The sequence below is a fragment of the Streptomyces sp. NPDC014864 genome (genome assembly GCF_043081525.1).
Taxonomy (GTDB): domain Bacteria; phylum Actinomycetota; class Actinomycetes; order Streptomycetales; family Streptomycetaceae; genus Streptomyces.
In genome coordinates this window covers 100,063-122,686 of record NZ_JBIBWT010000012.1, presented here as the reverse complement: position 1 = coordinate 122,686, position 22,624 = coordinate 100,063, and the positions used below count along the sequence as shown (strand labels likewise).

The 22,624-nt window shown below is 71.6% G+C and carries 16 protein-coding genes; 7 read left to right on the top strand and 9 right to left on the bottom strand.

From position 1 onward, the window contains the following. Positions 1–29: 29 nt before the first annotated feature. Entirely contained in the window at positions 30–1,274 is a 1,245-nt protein-coding gene (locus ACF1A5_RS22315) for an NYN domain-containing protein (protein WP_392194604.1), read from the bottom strand. Between the two features lie 224 nt (positions 1,275–1,498). Here ACF1A5_RS22315 and ACF1A5_RS22310 point away from each other — a divergent pair, with 224 nt between their 5' ends. Then, on the top strand, positions 1,499–1,672 hold the full coding sequence (locus ACF1A5_RS22310) for a hypothetical protein (protein ID WP_392194603.1): 174 nt from the start codon (positions 1,499–1,501) through the stop codon (positions 1,670–1,672). A 90-nt stretch (positions 1,673–1,762) separates the two neighbouring features. On the opposite strand, the gene dnaE is transcribed toward ACF1A5_RS22310, so the two are convergent. Continuing rightward, on the bottom strand, positions 1,763–5,302 hold the full coding sequence (gene dnaE / locus ACF1A5_RS22305; RefSeq protein ID WP_392194602.1) for a DNA polymerase III subunit alpha: 3,540 nt from the start codon (positions 5,300–5,302) through the stop codon (positions 1,763–1,765). A 224-nt stretch (positions 5,303–5,526) separates the two neighbouring features. On the opposite strand from dnaE, the gene ACF1A5_RS22300 reads away from it, so the two are divergent. From ACF1A5_RS22300 to ACF1A5_RS22285, 4 genes are all read left to right on the top strand, one after another. Next, positions 5,527–6,852, top strand: coding sequence for a DUF2252 domain-containing protein (locus ACF1A5_RS22300; protein WP_392194601.1), 1,326 nt, complete (start codon positions 5,527–5,529; stop codon positions 6,850–6,852). Between the two features lie 68 nt (positions 6,853–6,920). Beyond that, on the top strand, positions 6,921–7,622 hold the full coding sequence (locus ACF1A5_RS22295; RefSeq protein ID WP_392194600.1) for a hypothetical protein: 702 nt from the start codon (positions 6,921–6,923) through the stop codon (positions 7,620–7,622). Between the two features lie 134 nt (positions 7,623–7,756). Next, positions 7,757–8,566, top strand: coding sequence for a thioredoxin domain-containing protein (locus tag ACF1A5_RS22290; protein WP_392194599.1), 810 nt, complete (start codon positions 7,757–7,759; stop codon positions 8,564–8,566). 91 nt (positions 8,567–8,657) lie between these two features. Then, the gene (locus ACF1A5_RS22285; protein ID WP_392194598.1) at positions 8,658–10,340 is read left to right on the top strand and encodes an alkaline phosphatase D family protein; all 1,683 of its coding nucleotides are present in this window, start codon (positions 8,658–8,660) and stop codon (positions 10,338–10,340) included. 12 nt (positions 10,341–10,352) lie between these two features. Here ACF1A5_RS22285 and ACF1A5_RS22280 read toward each other — a convergent pair whose 3' ends face one another. Next, entirely contained in the window at positions 10,353–10,922 is a 570-nt protein-coding gene (locus ACF1A5_RS22280) for a dienelactone hydrolase family protein (protein WP_392194597.1), read from the bottom strand. Between the two features lie 205 nt (positions 10,923–11,127). Here ACF1A5_RS22280 and ACF1A5_RS22275 point away from each other — a divergent pair, with 205 nt between their 5' ends. Beyond that, the gene (locus ACF1A5_RS22275) at positions 11,128–12,252 is read left to right on the top strand and encodes a mechanosensitive ion channel family protein (RefSeq protein ID WP_392194596.1); all 1,125 of its coding nucleotides are present in this window, start codon (positions 11,128–11,130) and stop codon (positions 12,250–12,252) included. 25 nt (positions 12,253–12,277) lie between these two features. Here the strand turns inward: ACF1A5_RS22275 and ACF1A5_RS22270 are convergent, their stop codons facing one another. From ACF1A5_RS22270 to ACF1A5_RS22245, 6 genes are all read right to left on the bottom strand, one after another. After that, positions 12,278–13,018: an SDR family NAD(P)-dependent oxidoreductase gene (locus tag ACF1A5_RS22270; RefSeq protein ID WP_392194595.1), complete on the bottom strand. Its 741-nt coding sequence runs from the start codon at positions 13,016–13,018 to the stop codon at positions 12,278–12,280. A gap of 64 nt (positions 13,019–13,082) precedes the next feature. After that, positions 13,083–14,672, bottom strand: a complete 1,590-nt coding sequence (locus tag ACF1A5_RS22265) for a Na+/H+ antiporter (protein WP_392194594.1) — start codon at positions 14,670–14,672, stop codon at positions 13,083–13,085. 146 nt (positions 14,673–14,818) lie between these two features. Beyond that, entirely contained in the window at positions 14,819–15,292 is a 474-nt protein-coding gene (locus tag ACF1A5_RS22260) for a GNAT family N-acetyltransferase (protein ID WP_392194593.1), read from the bottom strand. Next, entirely contained in the window at positions 15,289–16,233 is a 945-nt protein-coding gene (locus ACF1A5_RS22255) for an RluA family pseudouridine synthase (RefSeq protein ID WP_392194592.1), read from the bottom strand. Before ACF1A5_RS22255 ends, ACF1A5_RS22260 begins: the two co-directional genes overlap by 4 nt. A gap of 81 nt (positions 16,234–16,314) precedes the next feature. Next, a complete protein-coding gene (gene lspA, locus ACF1A5_RS22250) occupies positions 16,315–17,007 on the bottom strand; it encodes a signal peptidase II (protein ID WP_392194591.1) in 693 nt (230 codons plus the stop codon). Positions 17,008–17,172: 165 nt separating this feature from the next. Then, positions 17,173–18,354: a TraR/DksA C4-type zinc finger protein gene (locus tag ACF1A5_RS22245; protein WP_392194590.1), complete on the bottom strand. Its 1,182-nt coding sequence runs from the start codon at positions 18,352–18,354 to the stop codon at positions 17,173–17,175. 881 nt (positions 18,355–19,235) lie between these two features. Here ACF1A5_RS22245 and ileS point away from each other — a divergent pair. After that, on the top strand, positions 19,236–22,373 hold the full coding sequence (gene ileS / locus ACF1A5_RS22240) for an isoleucine--tRNA ligase (RefSeq protein WP_392194589.1): 3,138 nt from the start codon (positions 19,236–19,238) through the stop codon (positions 22,371–22,373). The last annotated feature ends 251 nt before the right edge of the window (positions 22,374–22,624 follow it).

Below are 22,624 nucleotides of genomic sequence, written 5' to 3'. Positions count from 1 at the left end.
AAGGGACGAGGGTACGGGGTCCGGGGCCTTTACTCGTCCTTGGGGCGACCCGCCGGGACGCCGTCCCCCGCGGGCGCGTGCTCCGCCCCGGTGCGCACGTCGATCTCCCGCCAGAACCCGGCCCGGATGGCGTAACGGTCGTGCTCGTCGATCTGGTCGTCCTTGTGGGCCAGCAGCCCGAACCGGGCGGCGTACCGCAGCAGCTCCCCGTCGATGCGGTGCGGGACGCGCGGATACATCGACGACAGCTTCTGCAGATGGGTCCCGTCTCCCAGCCGCTCCACCCACCGCCGCGCGAAGACCTGCCCGACCTCGAAGGGGTCGCCGCCGACGGTGGTGATGTCCTCCTCGCGGTCCGCCCACCGCTGCTCGGCCGTCGTCAGCTGCGCCAGCGTCGGCATGGAGGCGGCCTCGGCGGGCTCGGCGGCCACCCCGGGGCGGTCCACCCAGCCCCGGTCGGAGGACCAGCGCAGGGTCGCCGTGGTGGGCGGGTGGACGGGCTGGTTCCCGGGGGCGCGCAGGGCGGCGAGGTCCTTGGGGGTGGGTACGCCCTTGGGGTTCGGCATCCGTTCCTCGGTGCCGTTGCGCCCGGCGGCCGCGGCCGGGTGCGGGCGCTGCTCGCCGGGGCGCTCCGTCGCGGCGAGCGCGGACTCGGGCAGCGGCGCGGAGAGGATCGCGGCGATCTCGGGGCGGGGCGCGGGCGGCGGGGCGCAGACGCCGGTCAGTTCCTTGGCCCGTACGGCCTTGGTGATCCAGGTGCGGTCCAGCACGCGCCGCTCGTCGGCCTCGGCGACCAGGTCCTCGGACTGGTTGTAGTCGCCGTCGGCGGCCTGGACGGCCCACAGATGGACGGCGACGCCGTGCTCCTTGGCGGCCATCATGCCGGGCAGCAGATCGCCGTCGCCGGTGACGAGGACGACGTCGGAGCAGGCGCGGTTGCGGGCCAGCTCGGTCAGTTCGGCGTGCATGGCGGCGTCCACGCCCTTCTGCGCCCAGCGGCCGTCGCTGCGGGTCAGCGCGCCCAGCCGAACCGTGACACGGGGCATCACCCGGAGCCTGCGGTGCTCGGGCTGCGGCACGCGGTCGGGGGCTCCGTCGAACCAGTAGATGCGCAGCAGGGGCCGCTCGGTGTCGGATTCGGCCTGCTCGCGCAGCCCCTGGACGAGGGCGGTGTGGTCGACGCTGATGCGGGAGCGTGACGGTTCCCCGGCGAGGAGACTGGCGGCGGCCCCCAGCAGATACCCGGCGTCCACCAGGACGATGCAGCGGTCCACGCGATCCACCCTCTTTCCGGGAGGTTTGCTTCGGGCTTGCTTCGAGTCTGCCCGACGGCGCCGGGGTTAACGGCCCGAACTCGATCTTCGGCGTGGCGTTTCCGGGCCCGGTGTCCCGACCACCCCTGTCACATACGGTAATTATCCGACATGCGTTCATTGTCGGCCTATGTGAATCTGGTCCCGGCCCTGGCCCCTAGATCCCCCACAGGAGGCTGATCACCATGGCCAAGAACAGGAAGCAGGACCGCAGCCGACAGAAGGCCTCGGTGGCCGCGAACGGCCCCCAGGAGACCGAGCGGTCCGTGATGGAGTCGCAGCCCGAGCACCACGCCCCGCAGCTGACTCCCACTGATATGGCCCGTAAGGGCAGGCAGAAGCGCTTCGGCCACAACTGAGCCCGGCGCTCTGTCCGTTGAGCATCCACGAGGGGCGTGCCCGCGCGCAGGCACGCCCCTCGTGCACGTCGGCCGCCCCGCCGTCCGGGGTCAGCCGGCCAGGCAGGACGGGCCGAGCAGGACCTTGAGGTCGCCGAAGAGGGCGGGGTCCGGCTTCACCCGGTGCCGGTCCAGGCGCAGCACCGTCGTCTTGCGCGGGCCCTGGAGCTTGATCCGGACCTCGCTGTCGCCCTTGTGGTGGCTGAGGATCTCGCCGAGGCGGCTGACCATGGGCGGGGTGACCCGGGTGGCCGGGATGGTGAGGACCACCGGCGCGTTGGTGCCCGCGTTGGACAGGTCGGGGACCATCAGCTCCATCGCGACCAGGCGGGGCACGTCCTCGCGCTTGTCGAGGCGCCCCTTGACGAACACCACGGCGTCCTCGACGAGTTGCGTGGACACCAGCTGGTAGGTGGCCGGGAAGAACATGCACTCGATGGAGCCGGCGAGGTCCTCGACGGTGGCGATGGCCCAGGCGTTGCCCTGCTTGGTCATCTTGCGCTGCAGGCCGGAGATGATGCCGCCGATGGTGACGACCGCGCCGTCCGCGTGCTCGCCGCCGGTGAGCTGGGCGATGCCCGCGTCCGCCTTGTCGGACAGGACGTGCTCCAGGCCGAAGAGGGGGTGGTCGGAGACGTAGAGACCGAGCATCTCCCGCTCCTGGGCGAGCAGGTAGGTCTTGTCCCACTCCTCCTCGCCGAAGACGACGTCGAGGCCGAAGCCGGGCTCGCTGCTCTGCTCCTCGCCCATGCCGCCGAAGAGGTCGAACTGGCCCTCCGCCTCCTTGCGCTTGACCGCGACCACGTTGTCGATCATCGGCTCGTACTGCGCCGTCAGGCCCTTGCGGGTGTGGCCCATGGTGTCGAAGGCGCCCGCCTTGATCAGCGACTCCGTGGTGCGCTTGTTGCAGACGACCGCCTCGACCTTGTCGAGGTAGTCCGGGAAGGAGGTGTACTTCCCCTTGGCCTTGCGGCACTTGATGATCGACTCGACGACGTTGGTGCCGACGTTGCGCACGGCGGAGAGGCCGAAGAGGATCACGTCGTCGCCCTGGGCGGCGAAGTTCGCCTGCGACTCGTTGACGTTCGGCGGGAGGACCCGGATGCCCATGCGGCGGCACTCGTTGAGGTAGACCGCCGACTTGTCCTTGTCGTCCTTCACGGAGGTCAGCAGCGCGGCCATGTACTCGGCCGGGTGGTTCGCCTTCAGGTAGGCGGTCCAGTACGACACCAGGCCGTACGCGGCGGAGTGGGCCTTGTTGAACGCGTAGCCGGCGAAGGGGACCAGCACGTCCCACAGGGCCTGGATGGCCTCGTCGCTGTAGCCCTTCTTCCGGGCTCCCTCCTGGAAGAGGACGAAGTTCTTCGCCAGTTCCTCGGGCTTCTTCTTGCCCATGACCCGGCGGAGGATGTCGGCCTCGCCGAGCGAGTACCCGGCGATGATCTGGGCGGCCTTCTGCACCTGCTCCTGGTAGACGATCAGGCCGTAGGTGACGGCCAGGACCTCTTCGAGGGGCTCCTCCAGCTCCTTGTGGATCGGGGTGATCTCCTGGAGCTTGTTCTTGCGCAGCGCGTAGTTGGTGTGCGAGTCCATGCCCATCGGGCCCGGACGGTAGAGCGCGGAGACGGCGGAGATGTCCTCGAAGTTGTCGGGCTTCATCAGCCGCAGCAGCGAGCGCATGGGGCCGCCGTCGAACTGGAAGACGCCCAGGGTGTCGCCGCGCTGGAGCAGCTCGAAGGTCGTGGGGTCGTCCAGCGGGAGGCTGAGGAGATCGATGTCGATCCCCTTGTTGGACTTCACCATCTTGACGGCGTCGTCCATGATCGTCAGGTTGCGCAGGCCGAGGAAGTCCATCTTCAGCAGGCCGAGCGACTCGCAGCTCGGGTAGTCCCACTGGGTGATGGTCACGCCGTCGGTGTGCCGGACCCAGACGGGCACGTGCTCGGTGATGGTCTCGCTGGACATGATCACGCCGGCGGCGTGCACGCCCATCTGCCGGACCAGGCCCTCGACGCCCTTGGCGGTGTCGATGACCTTCTTCACGTCCGGCTCGTTCTCGTACATCCCGCGGATCTCGCCCGCCTCGCTGTAGCGCGGGTGCGAGGGGTCGGTGATGCCGTTGAGGTCGATGCCCTTGCCGAGGACGTCGGCGGGCATCGCCTTGGTGAGCCGGTCGCCCATGGCGTACGGATAGCCCAGCACGCGCGCGGAGTCCTTGATCGCGTTCTTGGCCTTGATCTTGCCGTAGGTGCCGATCATGGCGACCTTGTCGGCGCCGTACTTCTCCGTCACGTACCTGATGACCTCGACGCGCCGGCGCTCGTCGAAGTCGATGTCGACGTCGGGCATGGAGACGCGCTCGGGATTGAGGAACCGCTCGAAGATCAGGCCGTGCGGGATCGGGTCGAGGTCGGTGATGCCCATGGCGTACGCCACGATCGAGCCGGCCGCGGAGCCTCGGCCGGGGCCCACCGCGATGCCGTTGTTCTTCGCCCACATGATGAAGTCGGCGACGACGAGGAAGTACCCCGGGAACCCCATCTGGATGATGACGTCCATCTCGTACTCGGCCTGCTTCTGCCGGTCCTCGGGGATGCCGCCGGGGAAGCGGCGCTCCATGCCGCGGCGGACCTCCTCCTTGAACCAGGTGACCTCGGTGTAGCCCTCGGGGATGTCGAACTTCGGCATGAGGTTCTTCGCCTCGAACATGCCGGTGGTGTCGACCATCTCGGCCACGAGGAGCGTGTTGGCGCAGCCCTCCTGCCAGGCGTCCGAGGAGTCGATGGCGTACATCTCGTCCGTGGACTTCAGGTAGTAGCCGGTGCCGTCGAACTTGAAGCGGTCGGGGTCGGAGAGGTTCTTGCCGGTCTGGATGCACAGCAGGGCGTCGTGGGCGGTCGCCTCGTGCGCGTACGTGTAGTGCGAGTCGTTGGTGACCAGCGGGGGGATGCCGAGCTTCCTGCCGATCTCCAGGAGGCCGTCGCGGACCCGGTGCTCGATGTCGATGCCGTGGTCCATCAGCTCCAGGAAGTAGCGGTCCTTGCCGAAGATGTCCTGGTAGTCGGCGGCCGCCTTGAGCGCCTCGTCGAAGTGGCCGAGGCGCAGCCGGGTCTGGACCTCGCCGGAGGGGCAGCCGGTGGAGGCCACGATCCCCTCGGACCACTGGGCGATGGTCTCCTTGTCCATCCGGGGCCACTTCTGCAGCCAGCCCTCGGCGTACGCGTCGGAGGACAGCCGGAAGAGGTTGTGCAGGCCGGTCTTGTTCACCGCCCACATCGTCTTGTGGGTGTAACCGCCGGAACCGGAGACGTCGTCCCGCTTCTGGTGCGGCTGGCCCCAGAGGATCTTGCGCTTGTTGCGCCGGGACTCCGGGGCCACATACGCCTCGATGCCGATGATCGGGGTGACTCCGGCCTTCTTCGCGGAGTGGAAGAAGTCGTACGCCCCGTGGAGGTTGCCGTGGTCGGACATGGCGATGTGCGTCATGCCCATCTCGTTGCACGCCTCGAACATGTCCTTGAGCCGCGCGGCACCGTCCAGCAGCGAGTACTGGGTGTGGACGTGCAGGTGCGTGAACGGCGGCTTTGACACGGTTGCGGCCTCCAAGGCGAACAGTTGTCTACAGGCTGCGGACAGTCCGGGGGACAGCGTCGAAGTCTATGCCCCGGCACTGACACTCGGCGGGCATCCACGCGTACCTTCGTGCGAGGAGCACGCGGGCACTCCCCGGCCCCGCCGGACGTTGGCGCAGGGGAAGATCCGCGGAGATTCCGTCCCACACGTCACGCACCACCCGTACCAGGAGGCACCCAGCGATGTCGGTCCCCCAGCTCAGCGACGAGCAGCGCGGCGAGGAGATCCTCGCCGTCTTCGACACCGCCTTCGGCGAGCTCCTGGCCGCCGACCCGGCCGCGTTCCGCGTGAAGTTCCGGAAGATGGCGGCCTCGGCCTTCGCGTTCTACCGCGGCACGGCCGGCCTCTTCTACCACGACCTGGACGCCGAGAAGCGCGGCGGCCCGTACCTGGACGAGCGCACCTCGCGCGTGTGGATCCACGGCGACCTGCACGCGGAGAACTTCGGCACCTACATGGACTCCAACGGCCGCCTGGTCTTCAACGTCAACGACTTCGACGAGGCCTACGTGGGCCCCTTCACCTGGGACCTGAAGCGCTTCGCCGCCTCGGTGGCCCTGATCGGCTACGCCAAGGCGCTGAGCGACGAGCAGATCACCGAGCTGGTCACCGTCTACGCCACCGCCTACCGCGAGCGCGTGCACGCCCTGGCCACCGGCGCCAAGAGCGACGAGGTGCCGCCCTTCACCCTGGACACCGCCCAGGGCCCCCTCCTGGACGCCCTGCGCGACGCGCGTTCGCTCACCCGCTTCGGGCTGCTGGACTCGATGAGCGAGATCCGCGACTTCGAGCGCCGCTTCGCGCCCGGCGGCGGCTCCATCGAGCTGGACGCCGCCACCCGCTACAAGGTGCTCGCGGCCTTCGACGGCTATCTGGAGACGCTCCCGGAGACGTCCCTGGCCCGCCCGGACTCCTACCGGGTGAAGGACGTCGTGGGTCGCCGCGGCATCGGCATCGGCTCGGCCGGCCTGCCGTCGTACAACATCCTCCTGGAGGGCCACAGCGACGCCCTGGAGAACGACGTCGTGATCTACATCAAGCAGGCCCAGACCCCGGCCGTCTCCCGGCACATCACGGACCCGGCGATCCGCGACTACTTCCAGCACGAGGGCCACCGCACGGTGATCTCCCAGCGGGCCCTCCAGGCGCACGCCGACCCGTGGCTGGGCTGGACCGAGCTGGACGGCGCGGGCCAGCTGGTGGCGGAGGTCTCGCCGTACGCCGTCGACCTGGACTGGGGCGACATCGACGACCCGGAGGAGATCGCGCAGGTGGTCGCCGACCTGGGCCGGGCCACGGCGACGATGCACGCGGCGGCGGACGACCAGTCCGGGGAGTCGCTGGTGCCGTTCTCCACCGAGCGGGCGATCGACGCGGCCATCGCGGCCGACGAGGAGGGCTTCGCGCCCCTGCTCGTGGACTTCGCGCACGACTACGGCGCACGCGCGCGCGGCGACCACCAGATCTTCCTGGACCTCTTCCGCAACGGCCGCATTCCGGGTCTGTGACGGAAGGGCCGCGCGCGGGGCGCCTTTAAGGCTCCCTTACCGCGGCACGTGACACACTCTTCTGCGCAATGGACATATCAGGGACCCACCTCAGAGCCGTACGCGCGGCGCTGTTCACGGCCGTCGTCGTGACGCTCAGCACCGCGTCGCACGTGCTGCTGTCCCGGGTCCCGCTGCCCCTGAACACGGTGGCCGCCGTCACGGTCGCCGTGTTCGTGCTCGCGTACGCCCTGGCGGGCCGCGAGCGCGGCTTCGGGCGGATCGCCGCGCTGCTGATCCCGCTGGAACTGGCGGCCGACACGGTCTTCACCACCGGCCAGCACGTCTGCTACGGACCCGTGGGCGGCCCCGTGGCCGGCCCGCTGCGCTCCGTCGGCGTCGACCTGCTGTGCGGCGGCGGACCGGGCGTCGGCGCACACCTGGCCCCCCTGACCGGCGCCGGCCCCGACCGGCTCGCCACCCTGCTCGCCCACGCCGACCCGGCCACCGCCTGGCTGCTGCTCGCCGCGCACACCGGCGTCGGACTGCTCGCGGCCGCGTGGCTGCGCCGAGGCGAGCGGGCGCTCGCCCAGCTGCTGCGCGCGGTGGCCGCCACGGCCGCCACGACGGTCCGGCCGCTGCGGCTGGCTGCCGCCGCGGTGACCGTCCGCCCCACCCCGTCCGCGCCGCGCCCGGCGCGTCCCGCGGCGCGGCCCGCGGTCCTGCGCACCCGCTTCCTCGTACGCGCCCTGGGACGGCGCGGACCGCCGTGCTCGGCCGCCCTCGCCTGAGCGGCACCACCTATCGGCCGGGCGCGGGCGGCACCCCGCGCGGGGCCGGCCCGGACGGCCGCCCCTGAGCACGACCAGTCCCCCGCACGTACCCAGCGCACAGAGAGCTGCGCGTCCCACAGGAGAACACCACCATGAGCCAGCGGAACAGTCAGGCGGCGAAGTCGGCGGCCCGGGAGCGGCTGCGCGCCGAGCGCGAGCGCGACGCCAAGCGGGCCAAGGCCAAGCGGCAGGCCGTCGTGGCCGTCTCGGTCGTCGCCGTGCTGGCGGCGGCGGGCGGCATAGGCTACGCCGTCGTCCAGGCCAACAAGCCCGGCCACTGGGAGGCCGTGAAGGACGAGAAGGTCGTCGCCCCGGCCAACACCACCGGGGCCGACGGCACGACGGTGGTCATCGGCAAGAGCACCGCCAAGAAGACCCTGAAGGTGTACGAGGACCCGCGCTGCCCCGTGTGTGCCGTGTTCGAGCAGACCGTCGGCTCGACGGTGAAGAAGGACATCGACGAAGGCAAGTTCAAGTTCCAGTACGTCGGCGCCACGTTCATCGACAACCACGACAACGGCGAGGGCTCCAAGAACGCGCTCAGTGCTCTGGGCGCCGCGCTGAACGTCGGCCCCGAGGCGTTCCTCGAGTACAAGGGCGCGCTGTACTCGGCCAAGTGGCACCCGGAGGAGACGGCCGACACGTTCAAGGACGACAGCTACCTCATCAAGGTCGCCGACACCGTCCCCGCGTTGAAGAACAACGCGAAGTTCCAGGACGCGGTCAGGAAGGGCACCTACGACGCCTGGGCGATGGCCATGTCGAAGACCTTCGACACCAACAAGGAGGGCGTGAGGGGCACACCGGGCTTCGTCATGGACGGCAAGCAGCTCAACGGCGGCAAGCCGCTCCTGACGGTGGCCGACTTCAACAAGGTGGTGGACGCGGCCCTCAAGGGCTGACACCCGGGCAGCCGTCTCCGCGCTGAAGGGCGGGCGAACATTTGGCCGTTCGCCCGCCCTTCGCGCGTACCGATCAGTAATCTGATCGCCCGTGACCAGTCGATACAGATCAGCACCTGACGCCGGCTCGGGATCCGAGCGCGTCAACTCCCTTTCCCCGCGCCGCCGTACGGTCGTCAAGGCCGCGGCGGCCACTGCTGTCCTGGCCGGGCCGCTCGCCGCCGCGCTGCCCGCCCGCGCCGCCACCGAGACACCCGCGTTCCTGCACGGGGTGGCCTCCGGGGACCCGCTCCCGGACGGCATCCTGCTGTGGACCCGCGTGACGCCCACCGCCGAGGCGACACCCGGCTCGGGGGCCGGCCCGGACACCGAGGTGAGCTGGGTGGTGGCCCGGGACAAGGCGTTCACCAGCGTCGTCGCCCAGGGCTCGACCATGGCGACCGCCGCGAGCGACCACACGGTCAAGGCCGACGTCCGGGGGCTCGCGCCGGCCACCGACTACTGGTTCCGCTTCTCGGCCGGCGGCACCGACTCGCCGGTGGGCCGGACCCGCACCGCGCCCGCGGCCGACGCGGCCGTGCCGGGCCTGCGCTTCGGCGTGGTCTCCTGCGCCAACTGGGAGGCCGGCTACTTCGCCGCCTACCGCCATCTCGCGGCCAGGAACGACCTGGACGCCTGGCTGCACCTCGGCGACTACATCTACGAGTACAAGTCCGGCGAGTACGGGACCCGGGGCACGGTCGTCCGGCCGCACTCCCCCGCGAACGAGATCCTCACCCTCGCCGACTACCGCACCCGGCACGCCAGGTACAAGACCGACCCCGATCTGCAGGCCCTGCACCACAAGGCGCCCGTCGTCGCCATCTGGGACGACCACGAGTTCGCCGACAACGCCTGGTCGGGCGGCGCGGTCAACCACACCGAGGGCGCCGAGGGCACCTGGGGAGCGCGCCAGGCGGCCGCCAAGCAGGCCTACTTCGAGTGGATGCCGGTCCGCCCGGCACTCGCGGGCACCACCTATCGGCGGCTGCGCTTCGGCAAGCTCGCCGACCTCTCCCTGCTCGACCTGCGCTCCTTCCGCTCACAGCAGGCGTCGTCGGGCAGCGGCTCGGTCGACGACCCGGACCGCACGCTCACCGGGCGCGCCCAGCTCGACTGGCTGAAGACCGGGCTGAAGGCGTCCGACACCACCTGGCGGCTGGTCGGCAACTCGGTGATGATCTCGCCGTTCGTCGTCGGCTCCCTCTCCGCGGACCTGCTCAAGCCGCTCGCCAAGCTGCTCGGGCTGCCGCAGGAGGGCCTCGCCGTCAACACCGACCAGTGGGACGGCTACACCGACGACCGCCGCGAGCTGCTGGCGCACCTGCGGGCGAACGCCATCCGCAACACGGTGTTCCTGACCGGCGACATCCACATGGCCTGGGCGAACGACGTCCCGGTGGACGCCGGCACGTACCCGCTGTCCGCGTCGGCGGCCACGGAGTTCGTGGTCACCTCGGTGACCTCCGACAACCTCGACGACATCGTCAAGGTGCCCGAGGGCACCGTCTCGGCGGTCGCCGCGCCGGTGATCCGCGCCGCCAACCGCCATGTGCACTGGGTCGACACCGACCGCCACGGCTACGGCGTCCTGGACATCACCGCCGACCGCGCGCAGATGGACTACTACGTCCTGTCCGACCGCACCAGCCCGAACGCCACCTCGGCCTGGACCCGCTCGTACCGCACCCGCAACGGCACGCAGAAGGTCGAACGGACCTACGACCCGGTGTAGCCGCGGTCGGGGCTACAGCGTGCCGAGGAAGCCGAGCGCCACCCGCCAGGTGGCCTCGGCGGCCTCCTCGTCGTAGTCCGGCAGGTCGGGGTCGGTGTAGAGGTGACCGGCCCCGGCGTACCGGTAGACCTCCACGTCGGCGCCGGTCCGGCGCATCTGGAGGTACCAGGCGCTCAGCCAGTCGTCCGTCTCGAACGGGTCCGGTTCGGCCACGTGCAGCTGGACGGGCAGCTCGTCCACCGACGCACCGGGCGCGATGTCCGACGTGCCGTGCAGGAGCAGCAGGCCGCGGGCCTTGTCGTCGCCGAGCGCGAGGGTCTGCGCGATGGAGGCGCCGAGCGAGAACCCGGCGTACACCAGGCCCCGGTCCGAGTACGGCGCCGCCGCGAGGACGGCCCGCTCGAGCAGCTCGTCCTTGCCGATCTCGTCCTTGTACGCCATGCCCTCCTCGACCGTGTCGAACGTCCGGCCCTCGAAGAGGTCCGGGGTCCACACCTCGTGCCCGGCGGCGCGCAGCCGCTCCGCGGCCCGGCGCACGGCGGGCCGGAGGCCGAAGGTCGAGTGGAAGAGCATGATGTTCATGAGGCCATGGTGCCAGCCGGGTACGGCAGCGCCCCACCACGCCGCCGGGGCCCGCGCCGCGGATCCGCGCCGGGACACCCGTGCCGGGAGATCGGTACCCGGAGATCCGTACCGGGAGATCCTCGCCACACCGCCGGGCGCCCTACCCGCGATCGCCGCGAAGACACATGTTCATGTCCCGCCGTCGCCGGTTAGGTTCGCAGGCATGGAGAACGTACTCCGCCCACTGTTCGTCGTCGGCGGCTCGGTCGTCCTCACCCTGGTCGTCGGCTGGGCCACGGACCTTCTGCTGCGCAAGGCCGATTCACGGCACCACGAGACACCCTTGTGGGGCCTGCTGCGCCGTGCCCGCGTGCCCTACCAGCTCGTCCTGTGCTCGGCTCTGCTGAGAGGGTCCTACGACCAGGCGAAGCTGCTGGAGGCCCACCGGGTCGGCATCGGCCGGACGCTGTCCCTGGTACTGATCGGGTCCGCCGCCTGGCTGGTCATCCGTATCGCGGCGGCGGTGGTCGAGACGTCGTACTCGCGCTACGCCCGGTTGCACCGGGACCCCGCCCGGGTGCGCCGGGTGCGGACCCAGGTCGAGCTGATCATGCGCGTGGTCTCGGCGATCGTCATCGTGGTGGCCATCGCCTCCATGCTGCTGACGTTCCCGGCGATGCGCGCGGCCGGTGCCTCGCTGCTGGCCTCGGCCGGCATCCTCGGCATCGTCGCCGGTGTCGCCGCGCAGTCCACCCTGAGCAACATGTTCGCGGGACTGCAGATCGCCTTCGGCGACATGGTGCGCATCGGCGACACCGTCGTCGTGGACGGCGAGTGGGGCACGGTCGAGGAGATCACCCTGACCTTCCTGACCGTGCGGACCTGGGACGAGCGCCGGATCACCATGCCGGTGTCGTACTTCACCTCCAAGCCGTTCGAGAACTGGTCCCGCGGCACCCCGCAGATGACCGGCACCATCTTCTGGCAGCTCGACCACAGCGCGCCCGTCGAGGCGATGCGCGAGCGGCTGCGCGACATCCTGCGCCACTGCCCGGCCTGGGACGGCCGCGCCTACGGTCTGCAGGTGACGGACACGACGCCGAACACCATCGAGGTGCGGGCGCTGGTGACCGCCAAGGACGCGGACGACATCTGGACGGTGCGGGTGGCGGTGCGCGAGGAGATGGTGCGCTGGCTGTGCGAGGAGCACCCCTACGCGCTGCCCCGCGTCAACACGGCGGGGGCGGTGCCGCCCCCGCGCCGTGCCGACGGCCGGCGCGAGTCCTACGAGGGCGCGCTCTGGCGCGGCTTCGAGAAGCCCGCCGCGCAGGGCCGCGGCCGCGGCTGAGCGCCCGAAGCCGTCCGCAGGGGTCTCAGTGGCCGCGCTCGGCGCCGCCGTTGACCTGGATGATCTGCGAGGTGATGTGGCCGGCGGCCGGGGAGGCCAGCCAGTGCAGCGTGGCGGCCACGTCCCCGGGCGTCCCGGCGCGGCCGTTCGAGGTCTCCGCGATGCGCTGGGCGCGCCGCTCCTCCGGCATCCCGTCCCCGAAGAAGTCGGTGTCCTCGATGTACCCCGGCGCGACCGCGTTCACGGTGATGCCGCGCGGGCCGAGCTGCCGGGCCAGGTCGTGGACGTAGGGGTGCAGGGCGGCCTTGGCGGCCGCGTAGGCACCGCTCCCGGAGCCCCGGTAGGCGGCGATGGAGCTGAGGAACAGCACCCGGCCGCCGGGTTCGGCGAGCCGGACCTTGAGCGCCTCGGTGAGCAGGACGGCGGTCAGGGTGTTGAGCCGGAAGTTGACGAGCCAGTCGTCGGCGAGGAGCTCGAGCGGGTCTTCGCGCTCGCCCCGGGGTTCGAGCTGTCCCGAGCCGCCCGCGCTGTGGATCAGCACGTCCACCGCGCCGAGCTCGTCGGCCACGAAGCGGGCGACCTTGCGCACCCCCGCCACCTCACCGACGTCGGCGGCGCAGGTCAGCGCGCCGGGCACGCCCGCCTTCTCCAGCACCTCGGCCCGCCGCCCGAGCAGCAGCACCCGGTCCCCTTCGGCCGCGAAGGCCCGCGCCGCGGCGAGCCCGATTCCCGTACCGCCACCACTGATCACGACGTTGCGAGTCATGATCCGAGCCTACAAAGGGGGCCCGCGGGCGGCGGGTGAACGCGCGTTCCGACGCGGCGGCCGGTCACCGCAGACTGCGTACGTCCAGGTGGCGCAGCACCCGGTCCACGATCTCCGGGTCGGCCCCCTCCTCGCTCCGCGCCGCCAGCACCTCGTGCCGGGCCGCGCTCAGCATCTCGTTCTGGATGCGGCGGGTCTGTTTCAGCCGCCGCACCCGGTGCTGGTGCGCCTCCCGGCGCTCGTCGTCGCCGATGTCCGGGCTGATGCGCACCCCGATCTCGAAGGCCCGCCGCAGCATCTGCTCCGCCAGGTCCTCCGGCAGGTCCTCGACCTGCTCGATCTCCCGCAGCCGACGTTTGGCGGCCTTCGCCGCCCGCACCGCGAGCTGCTTCTCGAACGCCGCCTCGCGCTCCGTGTCGGCCTGCACCCCCAGCCGCCGCACCAGCCACGGCAGGGTCAGTCCCTGGAGCACCAGGGTGGCCATGATCACGCCGAAGGCGATGAAGACGATCTCGTCACGGTCCGGGAAGGGCGCCCCGCTGTCCGTGGTCAGCGGGACGGCCAGCGCCAGCGCCACCGACGCCACCCCGCGCATCCCCGCCCACCACATCACGACGGTCTCCCGCCAGCTCAGCGGGATCTCCTCGTCGTAGTCGCCGCGCAGCGCGTGCAGCCGCTTGGTGAGCCAGGTGGCCGGGAGCAGCCACAGCAGCCGTACCAGCACCACCACCGCGACCACCGCGGCGGACCAGCCGAGCAGCTCGCCCCACCGGCCGCTCGCCGTCCGGACGGCGTTGTGCAGTTCGAGCCCGACCAGGCCGAAGGCGACTCCGGTGACGAGTGTGTCGACGACGTTCCACACCGTGTGCCCGGCCAGCCGCCTCATCACGTCGTCGGCGTGGGTGGCGTACTCGGCCAGGAACAGCCCCGTGGTGAGCACGGCCAGGACGCCGGAGCCGTGCAGTTCCTCGGCCAGCACGTAGGAGGCGTACGGCACGAGCAGGGTGAGGCCGATCTGCAGGGTGGGGTCCTCCAGCAGGTCCATCAGCCGGTTGGTGCCCCAGCCGAGGGCCAGTCCCACGACGACCGCGACGACCGCCGAGAGGATCAGGTCGAGACCGGCCCGCCACGGCGAGAACTCCCCGCTGATCGCGGCGGCGATCGCGACGTGGTAGAGCACGATGGCCGTGACGTCGTTGAACAGCCCCTCGCCCTCGAGGATCGACACCAGGCGGCGCGGCAGCCCGAGCCGCCCGGCGACCGAGGTCGCCGCCACCGGGTCGGGCGGCGCGACCAGCGCACCGAGCGCCACCGCGGCGGCGACCGGGAGGCCGGGCACGATGGCCTGGGCGACGGCGGCGACGCACAGGGTGGTGACGAACACCAGTGCCACGGCGAGCAGGAAGATCGGCCGTTTGTTGGCGGTGAACTGGCGCCAGGAGGTCCGGCGGACGGCGGCGTACAGCAGCGGCGGCAGCAGCGCGGGCAGGATCAGGTCCGGCGGGATGTCCACGTTCGGCACGAAGTCGGGCAGCGCGAGGGCGACCCCGAGCAGGGCCATCAGGACGGGGGACGGCACCCCGAGACGGTCGGCGACGGGGACACTCACCACGGCCCCGAGCAACAGCACGAACAGCAGGGCCAACTGATCCACGGCCGGCGCTCCGTTGGTGGTTCCAGATTGTTCACACAGCAGACCTCAAGCCTGCCACGTACCGGTTCCCACCTGCGCTTCGGCGACACCGACCGAAAGGGCGGCCCGGCGGGGGCGAACCGGAGGGAGGGGGCCGGAGGAGGGGGCTAGAGGGAGCGGCGCATCGCGCGGTGCGGGATGCCCGCGTCCGGGAACTCGGGGCCGTACGCCACGTAGCCGAGACGCTCGTAGAAGCCGAGCGCGTGGGTCTGCGCGTGCAGGTCCACCGCGGTCAGGCCCCGCGCGCGTGCCGCGTCCTCGACGGCCCGGACCAGGGCCGCGCCGACGCCCAGCCCGCGGGCCTCCCGGGCCACCGCGAGCCGCCCCAGCGACCCCACCGACGGCTCACCGCCGGTCTTGGCGGCGGCCGCCTCGCCGTACAGCAGCCGCCCGGTGCCGAGCGGCAGCCCGTCGTCCCGGACGGCGAGGACGTGCAGCGCGACGGCGTCGTACGCGTCGTACTCGATCTCCTCGGCGACGCCCTGCTCGGCCACGAAGACCTGCTTGCGCACCGCGAAGCACGCCTCGCGGTCGGCCGGGTCCTCGGCGACGCGGACGTCGTACGGCGCGGCCGGGCTCATCCGTACGTCTCCTCGCGGACCTGGTCCAGGGCCTTTTGCAGGTCCGCGGGGTAGTCGCTGGTGAACTCCACCCACTCGCCGTCGCCGGGGTGCTCGAAGCCGAGCCGGACCGCGTGCAGCCACTGGCGGGTCAGGTGCAGCCGCTTGGCGAGCGTCGGGTCGGCGCCGTACGTCACGTCGCCGACGCACGGGTGGCGGTGGGCGGCCATGTGGACGCGGATCTGGTGGGTGCGCCCGGTCTCCAGCTTCACGTCGAGCAGGGAGGCGGCGCGGAAGGCCTCGATCAGGTCGTAGTGCGTCACCGAGGGCTTGCCGTCGGCCGTGACCGCCCACTTGTAGTCGTGCTGGGGGTGCCGGCCGATCGGCGCGTCGATGGTGCCGCTGGTCGGGTCGGGGTGGCCCTGGACGAGCGTGTGGTAGCGCTTGTCGACCGTGCGCTCCTTGAACTGGCGCTTGAGCGAGGTGTACGCGCGCTCCGACTTGGCGACCACCATCAGGCCGGAGGTGCCGACGTCGAGGCGGTGCACGATGCCCTGTCGCTCGGCGGCGCCGGAGGTGGAGATGCGGTAGCCGGCCGCGGCCAGCCCGCCGATCACCGTCGGGCCGCTCCAGCCGGGAGACGGGTGCGCGGCCACACCCACCGGCTTGACGATCACGACCACGTCCTCGTCGTCGTGCACGATCTCCATGCCCTCGACCGGCTCGGCGACCACCTGCACCGGCGCGGGCGCCTGCGGCATCTCGACCTCGAGCCAGGCGCCGCCGCTCACCCGCTCGGACTTGCCGACCACCGTGCCGTCGACCAGCACCTTGCCCGCGGCGGCCAGCTCCGCCGCCTTCGTACGGGAGAAGCCGAACATGCGGGAGATGGCGGCGTCGACGCGCTCGCCCTCCAGGCCGTCGGGCACGGGCAGGGTACGGATCTCGGGAATCGTGCTCACCCGTCGAGTATGCCGGACGGCACCGACCGCCCTGTCCCCGGTCCGGGAGGCCGCCCGTCCCCGGCCGCGGGGTCCGCCGACTCAGTCCTTGTGCACGGTGCCGTCCGGGTCCAGGCCCCGGAAGGACAGCAGCACGATCAGGATGCCGCCGCAGACGATCGCCGAGTCGGCGAGGTTGAAGACGGCGAAGTGCTTGGGGGCGATGAAGTCGACGACCGCGCCCTCGAAGACACCGGGCGCGCGGAAGATCCGGTCGGTGAGGTTGCCCAGCGCCCCGCCGAGCAGCAGGCCGAGCGCGATCGCCCAGGGCAGGCTGTAGAGCTTGCGGGCGAGCCGGGCGATCACCACGATCACGGCGGCCGCGATCATCGTGAAGATCACGGTGAAGGCCTCGCCGAAGCCGAAGGCCGCGCCCGCGTTGCGGATCGCCTCCAGCTTGAGCCAGTCGCCGACGATCTCGATCGACGCGTGGTGCTCCAGCCTGGCGACCACGATCATCTTGCTGATCAGGTCGAGGGCGTACGCGAAGGCCGCCACCACGAACAGGACGGCGATCCGCCGCCTGCCCCGGGGCAGCTCGGCCGCGGCCGGCCCGTCGCCGGCCGCTCCTGTGGCTCCGGCCGCCCCCGTGCCGTCCGCGCCGGACCCTCCGGCCGGGGCCTGTGCCCCCTCGGCACCGGAGCGCCCGCCCGCGTCCCCGCCGGGGCGTTCCCGCCCGGCCCGCGCCGCGTCCGGGGTGTCCGGCGTACCGATGATGCGCTCCGCCTCTGCCACGTGAGTCCCTCAACCTAGGTACCTGACTGGGACGAGAGTACGGCACCCCACCCCCGCCCCATGTGCTCAGGCAGGCTTCCGGCGGGGCCGGTCGGCGCCGCGGCGGCCCGGACGGCGTCCTCCCGGCGCACGGGGCGGCCGTCCGCCCGCGTGCGGCCGGGCCGGTCAGTAGCGGCGCTCCTGCTTCTGCTTGCACTCCACGCACAGGGTGGCCCGTGGGAAGGCCTGCATACGGGCCTTGCCGATCGGGTTCCCGCAGTGCTCGCACAGGCCGTACGTGCCCGCGTCGAGGCGGTCCAGGGCGCGCTCGGTCTGCAGGAGCATCTCGCGGGCGTTGGCGGTGAGCGCCATCTCGTGCTCGCGGGCGATGTTCTTGGTGCCGGTGTCGGCCTGATCGTCGCCCGCCCCGTCCCCGGAGTCCCGCATCAGGCCCGCCAGGGAGGCCTCGGAGGAGCTGATCTCGGAACTCAGCCGCTCCATCTCGGACTGCAGCTCCGCACGGGCCTCCTCGACCTCCTCCGGGGTCCAGGGGTCCTCGCCCGGGCGCACGGCGAGGTCGCCGGGCTCCACCGCGCCGGCCCGGGCCTTGGGAACGGCGGTCTGCGCCGTCGTGGCCGTGCCAGGAGTCTTCTTCGCAACCACCGTCGTCGCTCCCGTCTGCTGCGCGGTCTGGGCCGCGCCCGCCTTCTCGGCCGTCTTCCCGGCCGCGCTCTTCTTGGTCGTGCCTTTGGCCGTGCTGGTCCTGCTCGTGCCCGTCCCGGTCGCGCTCGTCCTGGTGGCGCTCTTGGCCGTGCTCGTCCTGGTCGTGTTCTTGGCCGTACTCTTCCCGGCGGCGCTCGTGTCAGCCGCGGTCTTCCCGGCCGGGGTCTTCCCGGCCGCGGCCTTCTTCGCCGTGGTCCTCTTCACGGCCCTCTCCGCGGTGGCCTTCTCCGGCGCCGCCTTCCTCGGCGAGGTCTTCCCCACCGTGGCCTTCCCGGCCGCCGTCTTCCCGGCCGTCGTCTTCCCGGCCGTCGTCTTCTTGGCAGCGGCCTTCTTCGTCCCGGCGCTCTTCGCCGTCGTCCTCGCGGGCGCCTTCTTCGTCTCGGTCTTCGTCGTCCCGGTCCTCTTCGTCCCGGTCTTCTTCTCCTCGGCCGTCTTCTCGTCGGCCGTCTTCTCGTCGGCCGTCTTCACCTCGGCCGTCTTCGTCCGGGTCTTCTGCGTCCCGGTCTTGTCCCCCTCGGACGCCCGCACCGTCCTCGGCGTCCCCGCCGTCCCGGGTGTCTTCCCCGCGCCCGCCTTCCCGGTGGCCACCGTCCTGTCCGTGCCCGCCGGATCCCGCGTCGCCCTCGTCGTGGCCGCCTTCTTCATGGCCGCCTCCTTCGCGACCGCGTCCCCGGACGTGGCCGTCCTCCCACGCACCGCACCGCACCGCTCCCGGCCGGCCGCGTGGCCGTCCCGGCGGCCACCGTGCCGGTGCCGACGGCGGCCGCCCGCACCGCCTTGCGCGGTCTCGCCGGCTCGGCGGTCCCGGCCGGGCCACCGCCGTGACCACGGGCGGTCCTCTTCCCTCGTACGTCCTTGGCCGCGCCGCCGGAGGCACCCGTGGACCTGCCGGACGCCGACTGCTCGGCGGTCTTCTTCGCCACCATGGCCGCGGCCCCTTCACATATTGTGATCTTGCGCGCGAATCGTGCTGGGACGATAAATCGACTCGAGTCCCGCGGCAACGGGGCACGCCGCCCGATTCGCCCGCCTCGCGCGCACCGCCCGGGCGGCATGCCACCGTTGTGCCCAGCTGTCCGACCGGTAATCCGACCGGCCACATGCCCCGCGATCCGAACCGGCGCACCGCGCCATTCGGGTCAGTGCCCGCCCGCCGGGCCGCAGGACACGGCCCGGGAAAACCGGTCGGCCGCCGTCCCCGGAGCGCCGTACACTGGGCGGAGCGAGAAGCGTGGATGGGGACGAGTAGCGGCGTACGCAGCCCAGAGCGACCCGGGGACGGTGGGAGCCCGGGGGCGAGCGCGACGTGAAGATCACCCCGGAGCCGCCGGAAGAACACCCCCAGCGCAGGCGGGGGCCAGTAGAACCGGCATCGCGATCCCAATGAGGGGGCTCGTTGGTGCGGAAGGCGCACCGGGGAGCCAAGGAGGGTGGTACCGCGGGAGCGCGCCGCACACGGCGTAGGCAGCAAGCAGGCTCTCGTCCCTCCGACGGAAGGCAGAAAGTCCGTTGGAGGAAGCTCGCTGATGACAGCGCCGACGTACCGCCAGGTGCCCGCCCAGGTCGACCTGCCCGCGCTCGAGCACGCCGTGCTCGACTTCTGGCGCGAGCAGAAGATCTTCGCCAAGACCCTGGAGCAGTCCGAGGGCCGGCCCGAATGGGTGTTCTACGAGGGCCCGCCCACCGCGAACGGGATGCCCGGCGCCCACCACATCGAGGCGCGCGTCTTCAAGGACGTCTTCCCCCGCTTCCGCACCATGCGGGGCTACCACGTGGCGCGGAAGGCGGGCTGGGACTGCCACGGCCTCCCGGTGGAGCTGGCGGTCGAGAAGGAGCTCGGCTTCAGCGGCAAGCAGGACATCGAGGCCTACGGCATCGCCGAGTTCAACGCCAGGTGCCGCGAGTCGGTGACCCGGCACACCGACGCGTTCGCCGAGCTGACCACCCGCATGGGCTACTGGGTCGACCTGGACGACGCCTACCGGACCATGGACCCGGAGTACGTCGAGTCGGTCTGGTGGTCGCTGAAGGAGATCTTCCGCAAGGGCCTGCTGGTGCAGGACCACCGCGTCGCCCCCTGGTGCCCGCGCTGCGGCACGGGCCTGTCGGACCACGAGCTGGCGCAGGGCTACGAGACGGTCGTCGACCCGTCGGTCTACGTCCGCTTCCCGCTCACCTCCGGCCCGCTCGCGGGTGAGGCGGCGCTCCTGGTGTGGACGACGACCCCCTGGACGCTGGTCTCCAACACCGCGGTCGCCGCGCACCCCGAGGTGACCTACGTCGTCGCGACCGACGGCGAGGAGAAGCTCGTCGTCGCCGAGCCCCTCGTCGGCAAGGCGCTCGGCGAGGGCTGGGAGCCGACCGGCCAGACCTTCACCGGCGCCGAGATGGAGCGCTGGACCTACCGGCGCCCCTTCGAGATGGTGGAGTTCACGGAGCCCGCCCACTACGTGGTCAACGCCGAGTACGTCACCACCGAGGACGGCACGGGTCTGGTCCACCAGTCCCCCGCCTTCGGTGAGGACGACCTCCGGGTCTGCCGCTCCTACGGCCTGCCGGTGGTCAACCCAATCCGCCCGGACGGCACCTTCGAGGAGGACGTCCCGCTGGTCGGCGGCGTCTTCTTCAAGAAGGCGGACGAAAGGCTCACCGAGGACCTCCAGACCCGCGGCCTGCTCTTCCGGCACCTGCCCTACGAGCACAGCTACCCGCACTGCTGGCGCTGCCACACCGCGCTGCTGTACTACGCGCAGCCGTCCTGGTACATCCGCACCACCGCGATCAAGGACCGCCTGCTCCAGGAGAACGAGAAGACCAACTGGTTCCCGGACACGGTCAAGCACGGCCGCTACGGCGACTGGCTGAACAACAACATCGACTGGGCGCTCTCCCGCAACCGCTACTGGGGCACCCCGCTGCCGATCTGGCGCTGCGAGGACGACCACCTCACCGTCGTGGGCTCCCGCGCGGAGCTGACCGAGCTGACCGGCACCGACCAGTCGTCCCTCGACCCGCACCGCCCGTACATCGACGAGGTGACCTTCGCCTGCCCGCAGTGCGCGAAGACCGCCACGCGCGTGCCGGAGGTCATCGACGCCTGGTACGACTCGGGTTCGATGCCGTTCGCGCAGTGGGGCTACCCGTACAAGAACAAGGAACTGTTCGAGTCCCGCTACCCGGCGCAGTTCATCAGCGAGGCCATCGACCAGACCCGCGGCTGGTTCTACACGCTGATGGCGGTCGGCACCCTGGTCTTCGACAAGTCCAGTTACGAGAACGTCGTGTGCCTCGGCCACATCCTCGCCGAGGACGGCCGCAAGATGTCCAAGCACCTGGGCAACATCCTGCAGCCCATCCCGCTCATGGACCAGCACGGCGCGGACGCGGTCCGCTGGTTCATGGCCGCCGGCGGCTCCCCGTGGGCGGCCCGCCGGGTCGGTCACGGCACGATCCAGGAGGTCGTCCGCAAGACGCTCCTCACCTACTGGAACACCGTGGCCTTCCAGGCGCTGTACGCCCGCACCTCCAACTGGGCGCCCAGCGCCGCCGATCCGGCCCCGGCCGACCGCCCGCTGCTCGACCGCTGGCTGCTGAGCGAGCTGCACGCGCTGACCGACCAGATGACCGGGGCGCTGGAGGCGTACGACACCCAGCGCGCCGGCAAGCTGCTGTCCGCCTTCGTCGACGACCTGTCGAACTGGTACGTGCGCCGCTCGCGCCGCCGCTTCTGGCAGGGCGACAAGGCCGCGCTGCGCACCCTGCACGAGGTGCTGGAGACGGTGACGCGGCTGATGGCGCCGATCACCCCGTTCATCACCGAGCGGGTCTGGCAGGACCTCGTCGTGCCGGTCACCCCGGGCGCCCCGGAGTCGGTGCACCTGACGTCCTGGCCGGAGGCGGACCTGACCGCCGTCGACCCGGAGCTGTCGCGGCAGATGGTGCTGGTGCGCCGGCTCGTGGAGCTGGGCCGTGCCACCCGCGCGGAGTCGGGGGTGAAGACGCGTCAGCCGCTGTCCCGGGCACTGGTCGCGGCCGCGGGCTTCGAGTCCCTGGACAAGGAGCTGCACGCGCAGATCACCGAGGAGCTGAACGTGGCGTCCCTGGCCTCGCTGAGCGAGGTCGGCGGCTCCCTCGTGGACACCACCGCGAAGGCCAACTTCCGCACCCTGGGCAAGCGTTTCGGCAAGCGCGTCCAGGACGTGGCGAAGGCCGTCGCGCAGGCGGACGCGGCCGCGCTGTCCCTGGCGCTGCGCGAGGGCACCGCGTCGGTCGAGGTCGACGGTGAGACGGTCGCCCTCGCACCGGACGAGGTGATCATCACGGAGACCCCGCGTGAGGGCTGGTCGGTGGCGTCCGACGCGGGCGCCACGGTCGCGCTGGACCTGGAGATCACGGAGGAGCTGCGCCGCGCGGGCCTGGCCCGGGACGCGATCCGGCTGATCCAGGAGGCGCGCAAGAACAGCGGCCTGGACGTCGCGGACCGCATCGCGCTCCGCTGGACCTCGACGGACCCGGCCGTGGCTGCGGCCCTGGGCGAGCACGCCGGCCTCATCGCCGAGGAGGTCCTCGCCACGGACTTCGCGCAGGGCGAGGCGGACGGCGGCTACGGCGAGCCCTTCACCGACGAGGGCCTGTCCCTGACCTTCCGCCTGCGCAAGGCGTAACCGGTCGAACGGAGGCCTGGGGCACCGGAACCGACCGGGTGCCCCAGGCCTCCGCCTTTCCGGGTCCTCGGGGCGCCTCCTCCGCCTCGGCCCGCCCGGCTCACGCCGCCCGACGCCAGCCGCACGACGCAGGGCGCACGACGCAGGGCGCACGACGCAGTCAACGCGCGTAAAAAGGGCGGGGCCCCGGATACGTGATCCGGGGCCCCGCCCTGTGAACGCTGCCGACGCCTAGGGCGTACCACCAACTG